15 protein-coding genes are annotated in these 12938 nt (G+C 63.9%); all 15 read right to left on the minus strand.

From position 1 onward, the window contains the following. Positions 1-76 precede the first annotated feature (76 nt). The 15 genes from BG61_RS19660 to BG61_RS19730 all read right to left on the minus strand — a co-directional run bounded on the left by BG61_RS19660 (position 77) and on the right by BG61_RS19730 (position 12931). Entirely contained in the window at positions 77-718 is a 642-nt protein-coding gene (locus BG61_RS19660; RefSeq protein WP_051672661.1) for a hypothetical protein, read from the minus strand. After that, positions 715-1266, minus strand: a complete 552-nt coding sequence (locus BG61_RS19665) for a glycoside hydrolase family 108 protein (RefSeq protein WP_035936309.1) — start codon at positions 1264-1266, stop codon at positions 715-717. The genes BG61_RS19660 and BG61_RS19665 overlap by 4 nt, the downstream gene beginning before the upstream one ends. After that, entirely contained in the window at positions 1263-1712 is a 450-nt protein-coding gene (locus BG61_RS19670; RefSeq protein WP_035936311.1) for a hypothetical protein, read from the minus strand. Before BG61_RS19670 ends, BG61_RS19665 begins: the two co-directional genes overlap by 4 nt. 67 nt (positions 1713-1779) lie before the next feature. After that, positions 1780-2832 carry a phage late control D family protein gene (locus BG61_RS19675; protein WP_035936314.1) on the minus strand — a complete coding sequence of 351 codons (1053 nt, stop codon included), beginning with the start codon at positions 2830-2832 and terminating at the stop codon, positions 1780-1782. A 20-nt stretch (positions 2833-2852) separates the two neighbouring features. Next, positions 2853-3059: a tail protein X gene (locus BG61_RS19680; RefSeq protein WP_035936316.1), complete on the minus strand. Its 207-nt coding sequence runs from the start codon at positions 3057-3059 to the stop codon at positions 2853-2855. Beyond that, entirely contained in the window at positions 3034-3915 is an 882-nt protein-coding gene (locus BG61_RS19685) for a phage tail protein (protein ID WP_035936318.1), read from the minus strand. The genes BG61_RS19680 and BG61_RS19685 overlap by 26 nt, the downstream gene beginning before the upstream one ends. 8 nt (positions 3916-3923) lie before the next feature. Continuing rightward, positions 3924-6380, minus strand: a complete 2457-nt coding sequence (locus BG61_RS19690) for a phage tail tape measure protein (RefSeq protein ID WP_035936321.1) — start codon at positions 6378-6380, stop codon at positions 3924-3926. Between the two features lie 64 nt (positions 6381-6444). Next, on the minus strand, positions 6445-6768 hold the full coding sequence (locus BG61_RS19695) for a phage tail assembly protein (protein WP_035936324.1): 324 nt from the start codon (positions 6766-6768) through the stop codon (positions 6445-6447). 113 nt (positions 6769-6881) lie between these two features. After that, positions 6882-7385 (minus strand): phage major tail tube protein, encoded by a 504-nt coding sequence (locus BG61_RS19700; protein WP_035936327.1) that lies wholly within the window; start codon positions 7383-7385, stop codon positions 6882-6884. 82 nt (positions 7386-7467) lie between these two features. Beyond that, complete coding sequence (locus BG61_RS19705; protein WP_035936329.1) at positions 7468-8640, minus strand: phage tail sheath subtilisin-like domain-containing protein; 1173 nt, start codon at positions 8638-8640, stop codon at positions 7468-7470. A gap of 67 nt (positions 8641-8707) precedes the next feature. Further along, positions 8708-9580: a phage tail protein gene (locus BG61_RS19710; RefSeq protein ID WP_063741063.1), complete on the minus strand. Its 873-nt coding sequence runs from the start codon at positions 9578-9580 to the stop codon at positions 8708-8710. A 10-nt stretch (positions 9581-9590) separates the two neighbouring features. After that, the gene (locus tag BG61_RS19715; protein ID WP_035936330.1) at positions 9591-11168 is read right to left on the minus strand and encodes a phage tail protein; all 1578 of its coding nucleotides are present in this window, start codon (positions 11166-11168) and stop codon (positions 9591-9593) included. Positions 11169-11170: 2 nt separating this feature from the next. After that, on the minus strand, positions 11171-11716 hold the full coding sequence (locus BG61_RS19720; RefSeq protein WP_035936333.1) for a phage tail protein I: 546 nt from the start codon (positions 11714-11716) through the stop codon (positions 11171-11173). Beyond that, the gene (locus tag BG61_RS19725) at positions 11706-12590 is read right to left on the minus strand and encodes a baseplate assembly protein (protein WP_035936336.1); all 885 of its coding nucleotides are present in this window, start codon (positions 12588-12590) and stop codon (positions 11706-11708) included. Before BG61_RS19725 ends, BG61_RS19720 begins: the two co-directional genes overlap by 11 nt. Then, positions 12587-12931: a GPW/gp25 family protein gene (locus BG61_RS19730; protein ID WP_035936338.1), complete on the minus strand. Its 345-nt coding sequence runs from the start codon at positions 12929-12931 to the stop codon at positions 12587-12589. The genes BG61_RS19725 and BG61_RS19730 overlap by 4 nt, the downstream gene beginning before the upstream one ends. Between the last annotated feature and the right edge of the window lie 7 nt (positions 12932-12938).

The raw sequence follows: 12938 nt of genomic DNA on the forward strand, positions 1-12938 counted from the left end.
ACTCCATCAGCGCTACCAGATTGCGCCCCGTCTGAGCCGACAATGTCTTCCGGCCGACGAAAGACGGAAACGGGGCTTACTGAGTGGTCGGGGTCGTGCGCCCTTCCTCGAGTCGCGCGGTAGTCGGGTCCGATCGAGACACCACCGTATCCGGCGACACCGCGAACTGTGTAATCGCCGCAGCTTGCTTGTCCGCCCGTGACGAGGAACCGAAGAAGTACTCCTTCGAGCCCAGTACCATCGCGATCAGAATCCCAAACAGCGTATCGAGCGCGCGCATCACGCCGTCATCGACCCGGATCTGCTTCGCGGCGAGCAAGAACTCCAGTCCGATCACGGCGAAGAGCGCCGCCGTATACATATAAGCGAGATTGCGCGCGGTGTGATCGTGCTCGGTTGCCGCGAAGTCGCGCGCGCTCGCGCGATCGTCAGCGGCCACCTTGTCGGCCTGCACCTGGATGCCCGCCATGTTCTCGGCATGCGTGAAGCCGGCCTGGCGCATCTTCAGCGCGAACTCGTCGTCCGCCTGTTTGAGCGCGAGCAGTTGCTCGGGCGTCACCTGCTGGCCGGTCAACGCCGCCTTCACGGCGTCCACCGAACCGTCGGAAAGACCAAGCTTGCCTGCGATCGCCGTCGCGGCCATCGCAGCAATACCCGGCACACCACCGGTCAGCGCCGTGACGAGCCAGGGCGCCACCGTTCTCAGGAAATCCATCATGCGCTCACCCCCAAGGCCCGATTGAGCTGCCAGCCATATTCGAACGTCTCGTTCTCGACGCGCTTTTCGGCACACTCGATGTAATAGACGGACTGCTGCGCGCTCACCATGCCGAGCAGCACACGATGGCCCTCCGCGCCACGCGCGGCGAGAAACGCCTTCAGCGCCGCGATGGTCATCGCGCCAATGCCGCCGTCGACGACCAGGTCCGGAAACGCGTGCCCAGCCTGATTCAATACATTCAGTGCACGCTGCAAGAACCGCACGCCGGTCGCCTGCCCGGTGTTCACGCCGATCTCGAACAATTTGTCGGCAAGGGCCGGCGACACCGCATCAACCAGGTCGAGCTTCGGCTGCAGCCAGTACCGGCTCGTGTAGATCTGAACGGCGGTCGCACGCGGCATGTCGCGCATCGGGCCGACATAGCCGAATGCGCGCGCCACGGCGATCGTAACGCCCCACATCGTTTCGCCTCCAGCGTCCGCCGCCTGGTTCGAATACGCGCCCTCGCGGCCGATCAGCACGTCAATTTTCTCGTCAAGCGTCATTGCTTCGTTCCTTTTGTCATGGTCTGTTCCAGAACCTCGAGGCGCTGCTGCTGCAGGCGGTTGAGGATGTCGCCTTCGTTGATATGCGTGAACACCCAAACGATCGAGCCCACCATGAAGGTCTGCACGATGCCCAGCACAACGCCGAGCACCCACATCGCGCCCTTGGCTGTGTTCTTCATCGCCGCGACCCGGTCGTCCACCTCGCCGATCCGCTCCTCGAGCGCTTCACGCTCCTTCTTGCCTTTGTCCACGCGCCCCCACAGCAGCTCGATGTCCTTGCGCGCGTTCTGGTTGTGAATGGACATCTCCGCAATCGCGCGATCGAGTGCCGCAACCGGCTTCACGGAGCTCTTGATGTCTTCGACGCTGGTCGCCACGCTGCGCAGTTGCTCGCCAAAGCGTGCGATCTGTATCGCCAGGTCGTTGTTTTGCTGGTCACCCATCGACTCGCCCGTTCCCCAAATAAAAAACCGCCCGGGCGGGCGGTTTGCGCAAAGTTGCTTTGATGCGTTATTTCGACGGTGCAGGTACCACGAGGTTGATCCGCTTACCCTTCTTTTTCTCGTGCCCGACCTTCGCCTTACCCTTGTTCCCGGCGTTGAGTTCGACACGCGTCTCCCAACTGCGCCCCGCGTAGTCGTGCGTGACCGACTCGATCAGGAAATCGCCGTCCGCCTGCTTTTTGAAGCCCTTGAGTGTGACCGTCTTCTCGGCGGAGAAATCGGCACGGCCTTGCATGAGCATCGTGCTCTTCGCCGTGTGATGATTCAGCTTCTGCAGACGGGCATTCGCCGCCGCCTTCGCGGCCTCTGAGCTGGCGAACGCATGCCGCTCGGTATGCACGGCAGCGGCGCCCTTCGGGGCGTCCGGATTCGGGATGACGAGGTCGATCTTTTTGCCGGTCTTCACGTCGTGCACCTTGGTGCGCACCGCGGCGAAGCTGGCACGGTCGGCAAACGTGATCTCGTAGTCGAGCAGCATGTTCGGCGTGAGCATGATCGAAGGCAGCGGAAACCCGCTTGCGCTCTTGCCCGCACCGCGGCCCGCCACGATGAGCTTGCCCGCCTTCACGGTCGCGGTCGCCCCGTGCTGCCGTGACAGACGCGTGATGAAGTGCAAGTCGCTCTCACCGAATTGATCGGCACGTGGCACCAGCACGTCGATCGCGCACACCGGCGTCCATTGGTTCCGACGCGCGACGTCGCCGACGATGTCGGCGAGCTTCGTGTTTTCCCAACTGCCATAGCGATGCGTTTTTGAGGTCGCCCGCATGTTCGCGGGCCGGCCCCGGATCAGTACCGAGGCGGGCGGCCCTTTAAGCGAAATCTCATCGATTGCGTACTCGCCGAGGAATGCCAGGCCCTGCCCCTCCCATCCGAGCGAGACCTTGAGCGTGGCGCCCTTCGGCGGAAACTCGATCTTGCCGTCCCGATCGTCAAGCTCGATCTCGCACTCGTCGGCATCCAACCCCGGCTTGTCGACGGTGTGGATGCGCAACACGCGATCTTGAATCACCCTCGTGATGTCATCGCCGTTCGCAATGATCTGAAAAATTGCCCTCATCAATGCTCCCCGATCTCACTCTAGGTCCACAACTGCACGGGCTCGTCGCGTGGCGCCTCGACGTCGGGCAGCGTGATCAAGATTCCCGCAGAGAACGGCTGCTCCTGTGCGGCCAGGCCCAGATTGGCCTCGTACACGGCCTCGACCATTCCGGTCACCGAGCCATACACCGCATAGCAGATCTCGTCGAGCACGTCGCCCTCAGACGTTCTTATAGTCTTCGCCATAGCGGCCGAACTCCAGGCTGAAGGTCTGTTTGCGTGGGGCACCGTCGGACATCAGCGCCTCCTGCTCCTCATCGATGCCCTGCAGGTACCAGCGCCCGAGCACTTCGCCGTAGCCCGTCGTGAGCTGCACGGGCACCATCTTGTCGCCGATTGTCCGCAGTGCGTCGAGTTGCTTGGCGCCGGGGCCGGATGCCGCGAACACGACGCCGGAGAGCGCGATCGTCTCGCCGCCCTGACTGACCGCCTGCAGCGCCTCCTGACGATTCAGACGCTCCTGCGAAGCCACCTTGTACCTGGTTGTGCGCCGCAGCCGGTCGAAGGCCGCAGTCGACAGGTTGAAGTGGAACGTATCGCCCGCATCGGACGTCAGCGTCATCAGGTGAGGCGTCGCGGTCGACGCCCCATCGAGCAGCCCCGAAAACAGCGAACCTGCCCCGGTCGATGTCGCGGCAGCCCCTGGTGACGGCGTCTCCTTGATCCCCGCAAGGGCATTGAACTTGGTACGGACGTCGCCCAAGGCGCGGGTCACAGTATCGGCCGCGGATTTGATCAGCGGGTGGCTCGACGCATCCGCCAGCTTCAGGACGCTGCCGACTGACGACTGCACGGCGTTGAAGCTGCGCACCACGGCGCCGACCTTCGGAATCGTATCGCTTGCCACCGATAATGCGCTGCTCGCACCGGATAGCAACTCGCCGGCATTCTGCAGATTGCCGGTCGCGAGCTTCTGCAGGACGGCGACCGTGTTGGCACTCGCCGGCCGATTACGCGCTTCGACGCGGCTTAACTGGCGCACGCGCTCGGTTGCGATACTGGACTGCGTCGCAGCCTGCGTGATGTATCTCTCAAATTCCAAAGCATCTCCTACAGGTGGGGCGAATCGAACATCGCCGAGCGATTGTTTTTCGCAAGCTCGTCTTTCATCATGCGCTGCAGCTGCGGCGAGACCTTCGCGAGAAGGCGATCGGCCGCATCGCTGCTCGGCTCGCCCTGCAGCGTGACGTGAAAGACCGGCGCAAAGGTGTTCTGTTGCTCGACCTTGGTGAACGGCTTGTCAGCGCCAAGCGGCTTGGCGAGCGCTTTCGCCTGCACCACCGCATTCGCGGCGGAAGGCTGCGCGTCCTCGGGGCGGGCAAATGCCCACTTCGCGACCGCGCCGAGCGCTTTCTCACCCGCGAAGGCGCCCACCGCACCGCCGGCGAGGCCGCCCACCGCTGCGCCGATCGGCCCGCCGAGCGCACCGATCATGGCGCCGACCTTGGCGCCCAGCACACCGCCCGCCAGGCTGCCCGCAATGCCGCCAAAGCCCTTAGCTTTCTCCGCGCGACCGTCATCGCTATTCGCGACCGCATACGCGTTTGTCGCGGCCATGCCCAGCTTGACCACGGTGCCCGCCGTCGCGAGCCGGCCCGCGTACGGCATCACCCGGCCGACGATGCCGCGCGCGGCGCCCGCGATGCGCGCCAGCCGTCCGCCCTGAGCGGCGGCTCCGGCAGCGCCCCCGGCGGCGGCACCTGCGGCGCCGAGCTCACCGGCGATGGCGCCCGCAGCACCGGCGGCACCGCCCAGGCCACCACCGCCGGAAAGATTGACAACGAATACGCGCTGCACGCCACCGGCTGCGACGCCACCCAACGCTTCAATAGCGCGGCCAACCGGGCCGGCCGGTCCACCCTTGCCGCCCCCACCAGCAGCGCCGCCTGCGCCACCGCGTCCGACCAGAATCGCACCGCGAGCGATATCGACCGCGCCGCGCCCGATCTGGAACAGTGACTTGGCGCCCCGATAGGCAAGCAGGCCCGCCGCGAGGCCCGCCACCGCCATCGTCGCCTTCGGCGCAGCATCCGTGACTTTGGCGAGCCCTTCGCCGGTCGCCTTCGCCGCGTGTCCTGCAGCATCGGTGACGGGTCGCAGCGCATCGCCTATGCTCCGCATGGCGTCGTTCCACTGCTGCCCGACCTCGCTCCACACCTGCTTCGAGGCGTCACGGCGGTCGGCCAGGTCCTTCGCGATCTCGCCCGTCGCCTGCGCGGAATCCTTCTTGAGTCGCTGATACAGATCGGCGTTCTGCAGGTACGCGGTCAATGCGGCCTTCACCTGCATATCGTTGAAGAGGTCGCCCGTCTTCATCGTGTCTTCGAACGCCGCGATCTGCGCCCGGCGTTTGGCCGGATCCGCCTCGCTGTTTATGCCTTTCGCGGCGTCAGCGAGTTGCTTCGCCTTGGCAGGATCGGTGCGTTCAATGTACGCCCGAGCCAGAACGAAGGAAGCCTCGAGGGTCGACCAGCCCTTGCCGATCGCCTCGCGCATCTTCGCTTCATAGTCGACGCCAGCCTTCTTGTAGTTGTTCGCGGTTTCATTCGATCCGATCTTCGAAAACCAGTTTTTCAGATTGTTCGCCGCTTCGTCCGCTGTGCCGGCCGTCTTCATCTGCACCTGCAGCATTGCGCCGAGCTGCGTCACAGAGTCCTGCCCGGTGATGCCGATCTTCTGCATCTCAGCGAGCAGCACCGGAAACCAGCGAGCCATGTCCGCCGACTCGAAGGAGCCCGCCTTGCCGAGAAACGCGATCGCCTCGAGCGCCTTGCCCATCTGCGCGGGGTCCGTGATCCTCGCGTTCTGCTGCAGCGCCTGAATCATCCCGGCCGTTTCGACGCTCGTGGCGCCCTGCCCAACGGAGAACTTCGCAACGAGCGGCGCGAGCTCGAGCGCCCGGTCCACCTCCATGCCACCAGCGACCATCTGGTTGACCGCCTCGGCGAGCTCGTTGCGATCGATGCCGTTGGCCGACGCGTCACGCCGGATCCGGCCGGCCATTGACGCCTCTTGTTCGGTGCGCGCGATGCCCGTCTTAATCGCGATGTCGCGGATAATCGCCTGATAGTTCGCCGAGATCGTGGCGGGCACCGCGACGGCGGCGGAGAACTTGACCGCATCACCGATCGCGCCGCGCACGCCCTCGCGGCCGGCGACGATGCGCTCGCGACCCGCCGCCTTCAGGTCAAGCCCGCGTGCTGTGCGGCCAAGCCGCTGATACGCACGATCGAGCCGATCGACTTCGATGCCGGCCTCGCGCAGGGACCGCAGGTTCGTGTCGATCTTGCGCCGAATGCCGTCGGCTGTTTTGTCACCGGCTGTGTGCAGCCGCCGAAACTCGTCCTGCAGCTTGATCGTGTCACCGATCGTGCGTTGCCAAAGCCGCGTGTCGCTCGCCGTCTTCTTCAGACCGACAATGCGTGAGCTCGTCTCGCTGACGGCCTTGCCGAACGTCGCCGACACGGCCCCGCCAATGACAATTCCGAGCGCGATGTCATTTGCCATTTCATCCCCCGTTCGTTAATCCGTCAGCCACCAGATCACGTCATCGAGCGTCAGCTCATCAATGTCAGGCGGCGACATCCGAAGCTCGATCAGCAGGCGCCTCACCAGCTTTTTGAGCGTCTGCGGGCTGATCTTTGCGAGGGGTGCGAAATCGAAAGTAGGCATCCTGCAGGCGGTGATAGTCGTCCAGATCCATGCCCTCCAGGTCGCTCGGCGCGACCTCCGCCAGCGCCGCGAAAAGCGCCAGTTCCTGCCCGTCTTCATCGCCCGCGGCCACCTTTTGTGCCGCGCGCATGTCGCGAACCTTCGGGCGACGCAGCGTCAGGCTGTCGCGCACGACGCCGTCGAATGCCGTCGGATAGTTGAGCTTGACCGTTACCGTGTCCATTCAGAACCTCAAACAAAAAACGGCGGGCATTGCGCGCCCGCCGTGATGGTGAAAAGTGACTTTGCGGCGGGTCGCGTCGCGCCCCCTCACAGCAGCTACCGCAGTCCTGCCCTTCACATGCCGATCGCTTTGCGAATCTCCGCGAGCTGATCGACCCCGTTGATCATGCGCACCATGCCGAGCAGATCGATCTCGTGCACTGCGGCCCCGTCGATCTCCAGCTTGTAGTAGCTCAGCGAGACCGTGTACTTCGCCTCCGACTTCTCGCCGGCCTTCCAATCACCCGGATCGATCTCGGAGAGCATCCCGCGAAACGACGCGGCGGCCGACTTGGTCTTGCCCTTCATGTCCCTGAACGCCCCGCGAAATACGCCGTTGAACGCAGTCGCATCGGCAAGCCCGAAGAAGTTCAGCACCTCGCGCGTCATCGACGCCATCGCGAACGCGGCGTCCATCGCTTCCATGCCGAGGTCCATCTTCACGGGACCGTCCATGCCGCCGCCGCGATGCTCGTCGGTCTTGATCTTGAGCTTGGGCAGCGTCACCGAGGTCGACAGGCCGGCGAAGCCCTTACCGTCGACGTACAGGTTGTAATTTGAAAGTGTTTCCGGAATCACACGTCACCTCTCAGGTGTTGGGTTCTACGTTGAATTCAACGTTGGTTTCAGTGGTGCTATTACGTGGTGCTATTACGTGGCGCTATTGCGATTGGCCGTCGAGCACTTCGGTCAACCACTGGTTCGTGATCTCGAAGCGGAAGATCGGGTTTTCCGCCGGCGGAACGTCGGTGAAGCGAATGTTCCAGTACACCTTGCCCTGCTCCAGCTGCGAGGCCGTGTTGAGCTCCGGATCGGCATACACCTCGAAGTTGATCAGCGCACCCTGATTTTTCAGATCGCGCATGAACGCCTGCAGGCCCTTCGTCACGTCGTCGACGTAGGTCGCGGTGATCCCGCGGTCGACGGCCCACTTGTGACCGGCGAGCACCGCGTCCATCACGATGTCGAGGGTGCGCACGCGCGTAACGAACGACCACTTCGAATCAGCGGACAGTGTGCGGTTGCCCCACAGGCGATAACCGCCATCGCGAATGATCGTGGCAATAAACGCGTTGTTGAGCAGATTCGCGCGGCAGGTCTCGTCGCCATCGAGAAACTCGATCGGGCGCGTGGTGCCCGTGATATCGACGATCTCCTTGTTCGACGGTGAAGCCCAGAAACCGATGTTGGCGTCCGTCTGGCAGAAGAGCCCGGCGGCGATCGATGACGCGGGAGCGGCGACGTCGGCGTTGGCCGTGGTGTCCCAGTACGTCACGCCGGGGTCGACCATGTAGAGGCGCTTGCTGCCGAAGTTCGCCGCGTAAGCGATGGCCGCTTCATCGTCGGTGTTGGGGCCGTCGATGATGCCGATCGCCCGCAGCTTTCCAGCGAGCGAGTCCATCGCGGTGGCGACGGCCTGCGTGGCGGAGAAGCCCGGTGCAATGAGCAGGCGTGGCTGCACGTTGTACTTTGACTTGGCGTCGAGCATCGTCTGCAGGCCGGTGCGCGCACCACCCGCGCTGACCCCGCCAATGATCGCCGAGGTGAGCGCAGCCGGATCTTCGCCCGCGGCCACCCCGGTGGCGACAATGACCGCCTTGCTCTGCGCATAGATCGCGCGGGCAGCCTGAGCGATCGCGCTGCCCTCGCCAAACGCGGCCACTGCTTCACGGTAGCTTGTCAGCTGGGTCGGCACATTTGGCGCTGCCAGGTCCGCGCCCGGCGTATAGGTACTGACAAGGCCGACGATCGACGAGGACGGCACGGCGATGGTGCGCGGCCCGGTGTCGACCAGCGACACGGTCACGCCGTGGAAAAACGATGTTGCACTCATTAAGTCTCTCCAAAAAAAGAGCGCCCCAAAACACTCTCCGGGGCGCTCATTGGTGGGGGGTACCGCGTCAGACGGCCGGGGCCTCTTCCTGCCCGGACGAATCGTCGGCCGGCCGTGTTGGGGTTTCCAGAATCGGCGTCGGCGGTGGCTCGTAGGGCGCGGGCTCCTCGGGCCATACAACGGCGAGCGGGAACGTCTCGCGGGCGATCGCGCGCTTAAGGGCGTCCTGATAGGCCGTCCATGCTTGGAGCGTGTAATACCCCTCGGCATCGAGCGCGCCGGCCACCAGAGCGTCGGCTTTGCCTTCGAGCATCACCTCGGCCTTCGCCATGCGAACGTCAAACTCGGCCATTGCCGGCGCACTGGCCTCGGCGAACGGGATCGGATCGCTCGGCCAGGTTACGGCGCCGGGGAACTCTTCGCGCTGAATGGCGCGCACCAGGTCGAGTTGATAGGCCGACCAGGCGCGAAAGAAATAGGCTTCTTCGATCGACAGCAAGCCGGCCGCGAGTGCGTCGGCCTTGCCCGCGTTCATCGTGCGAGCGCGAGCCATGCGCATATCGAATTCGCCCATTGCCGCCGCGCGAACCTTTTGAGCGATCACGGCCGGATCGACTTGCCAGGCATCATCGCGCCAGGTGTATTCGTCCGACGGGCGCGGTGTTTCTGTCAAGCCGTTTTCAGCGGGCGCAGTGCCGGCGACGAGAATTTCGGCCGCTTCGCCGTTGCTCTGGCGGTACAGCATCCGGCCCCGATAGTCCGGCAAAAGCGTCCAGGCGCCATTGCGATAGAACGGCCAGGAAAGTGGCGTGCGCGCCGGCAGCTCGTCGGCGGTGCTGAATGCGGGAATGAGCCAGCGGTCGAGGTTGAGAGGGTCCGAGTCGGCAAGCCGGCTCGAAATGTATTCGCCGGTCGTGGCGTCGTATTGATGAATCAGCATGGTCGAGTCCTCAGTAAGCTCGGATCAGGGCAAGCAGGGCGATATTTCTCGGCCGTGCTTCGCCGCCGCCGTCGCCGTTGACGGTGATTCCATGAGTGTGAGTCCCAGCGCCGCCGATGCCGACGTTATGGCCGTGCGTGCCGGCGCCGTCCGTGTCGAAACCGTGGCCGTGCGCGCCGCTCCAGCTTGTGTATGGATAGCGCGGCACGGTGTCGATCGAGAATTGCGAGCTAGCGCCGACGCCTCGGTCGCTGTCTACTACGTAAATCGGTACCGGTTGATCTAACACGTGCTGGTGATCGCCGATTGCATACGTGTTGCCGTGGTGCCCGTGCCAGCCTTGCGAATCGGTCCATGCGGTGTGCACATGATCGCCCACAGCCGCGGCGCTCGCCCCATGCGCGTGCCAGATGTTTTGTGAGCCTTGTGTGAAGCCGATGCCTCGGCTTGCATCGACGCCGCGCGCGTCGTCCCAACAGCGCAGGAATTCGCCGCGCAGCTCCGGGATTCGAAAGGTCGTCGCGCCGTTGCCGGTCGAGAAACAGCCCCACCAGCCCGCCGACCAATTCGCCTCAGCGACGATCGCGCCGCTCGCCTGGGCGTACGCCCACAGCGCCGGATAGTCGGCGCGATTCAATAACGCGCCGTTGCACTTGAGAAAGCCAGCGCGGGCGGTCGTGCGGGGCTCGAGCACGATGCTTCCGACAGAGGCCGACGCGATCGCGGTGACGACAAACTCGGTCGTCGCGGCGCGCTTCGACGAATCGCCCGCCACCGGCGTTTGCGCCGTGATCGGGCCGGCGACTTGCAACAAGCCGATGCCGTCATCGTTCGCCGGGCCGACCAGCACGCGCCCGCTCGGCAGCGCACGGGCCGCAACGTTGTTGCCCGCGACGATTGCGGCGATGCCGTCGGCCGCTTGCGAGCCGAGATAGGCGTGTCCGTCCGAGTAGAAATATGCGTTGGTCGCATCCGACCAGATATTCCCGCGCTTCGTGCCGGCGCCGAAACTCGAATTCTTCGCGGTGATCGGGCCGGTGAAATCGGCGCCCGTGAGCGCGGCGTATCGCATCGCGGCCGTCTTGGGCGTGACAGCGCGCAATGCGTCGGTGCCAGCGTTGACTTCGACTTGCGTCGCCAGCTCGATCACGCCCGGCACTTCGGTCGTCGCCGGCGGGTTCAGAAACGTCGCGTCGCCGAACGTGAGTGCTGCCGCGTCCATCGTCGCGAATTGAATGTCAACCGACAGCAGCAGCATTGCGGCTGGCGACTTTTCCATGATCGGCGTCGCTTGGCTGTAGACGCCGAGCAGCACATCGTTTTCGAGGTACAGGCCTAACCCGAACAGCGTGTACTGGTCGGACGTATCGTCCTGCATCGTCACATGCACCGTGTCGGGCGCGATGTTCTCGCCGCCGAACGTGGCGATGCGCTTGAGCTCATTCGGCAGCGTCGTCAGTCCGCGGTCGGTCGAGAATACCGCCGTGGCGAGGCCAATCCGGACGATCTTGTGTGCGTTCGTGCCGTCATTGCCGGGGGCAACGAGTGCCGCGCGGCCGGCGTCCGTTACGGTGATAAGGCTTCCCATGTTCAGATATCCGAGAGTGATAGGCGGCGATACAAGGCCGGTCGCACCGCCGCCGCGACACGTTGCGAGCCCTGCATCGATAAACCTTGCGTGAACGTGTAATGCGCGCTCGCGCGCTTTGAACGCTCGATCTCCGCGATGATGTCGGCAACGTACTCAGCCGTCGGTGGCTGGCCCTCTCGGCCGCTTACTGTCATCACGATGTCAAACGTGCCGGGCGTCCCCGGAGGCTCCAACTCGAACCACTCACGAAGCGCCACGTTGCCGCCAAACGAGGAGACGACTTCCCTCACCGATGCGGCCGTGCCCCGCCTACGAGCGATCGGAATCGCGGCCTTCACGCGCGCACGCTTGACCTGCTCCGGCCAATATTCTTTCCAGGTATCGACGCCGAGGTGCCACGCAAGCCAAGGCAGCAGCGCGAGCGGTATCGCATCCGGATCCATCAGCGTCGTGATTGGAATCGGAACCTCATGCGTGCATGCATTCGTTGCTGCAAGCGCGCGTTCGAGCGGAGTCGCGTTGGCGGGCAGTAGGCTATTCGTCATAGACGCCCCCGTCGATCAGCTCGATATGCGTGCAATACGCCGCCTGCTGCTTTGTCACAGAGATCGCGTCAGCCGGGGTAAGAAGCACCACTTTTTGCACACCCGCGACGCGTATGGCGGCGTACAAGCCATCTTCCGTCACCTCCATCCCGAGCCTGTGCATATCGTCCGCATACTGCTGCGCACGCCTATTTGCCTCGGCAAGCGTCACCGAACGGTCCGGACCGGAAAAGAACTTGAGCGTCGCCCGAATTTCGTAGTGCACAATCTCAGCGCTCTGCACAGTGACTTTGTCGGTGAGCGGACGCACGTCGTCGGAGCGCAAGGCCTCGGTGACGATCCTGATGAGGTCATCGTCCGCGCTGCCGTCCCCTTCGCGCGACAGGATCGTGACCACGATCTCGCAAGGCGCAGGGCTGATCACCGAGGCCGAGAGCACGCGGCCATCAGCATTGCGTGCGTGCGATATATAGGCAACCTCGGGGCCCGCGACCGAATAGCCTTGCGGCGCAAGTTGCGTGCGTGCACGCAGATCGTCGTCCCGTTCCTTTACCTCTTCAACGTGGTTCTCCGGATCGGCCGGGGCAATTGTCAATCGTTGCACGCCAAAGAGCGCCGCGAGGTGCTCGAGATCGGAGCCGGTCGCAAAGGCGAGCATCACGGCGCGACCGGCATCGTTCACCCGAGCGCGATAGCGCACTTCGCGGTAAGCCGCTAGCTCCAGCAGTTTCACCACGGGGTCAGACTTAAGGGCAGCGCTCCAGTCGGAATAGATGCCTTTAAAATTCATGAGCAGGTCCTGATAGATCTCTTCAAAGTCGAGGGTTTCGACCAGATCCGGAGGGTCAATTGCCGTCAAATCGATGGTCGTCACGTCGTCACCTCGAACACAATGGCATCACCCTCATACGTGCCCCGGACACAAAATGTCACCGTGCCGCCCACAATTGATACGACTGAAACGCGCGCGAGTCTGATGCGAGGTTCCCACCGCTCGATCGCGCGAGCGGCTTCGGCCTGCACAGTGGAAATCCATCCGCGCGTGACAGGCAAATCGACCATTCTCGGAATATCGGAGCCGTACTCAGGCCGCTCGCGACGCGTGCCCTTTCGCGTCGACAGGATGTCGCCAATACTCTGGCGCAAATGATCGAGCCCGGTCAGCGGCGCACCCGTCATGCGGTTCATTCCAACCAGTGCTGCGCCGGCGCCCATGATCAAA

The sequence above is a fragment of the Caballeronia glathei genome (genome assembly GCF_000698595.1).
In the GTDB taxonomy this organism is placed as follows: Bacteria; Pseudomonadota; Gammaproteobacteria; order Burkholderiales; family Burkholderiaceae; genus Caballeronia; species Caballeronia glathei.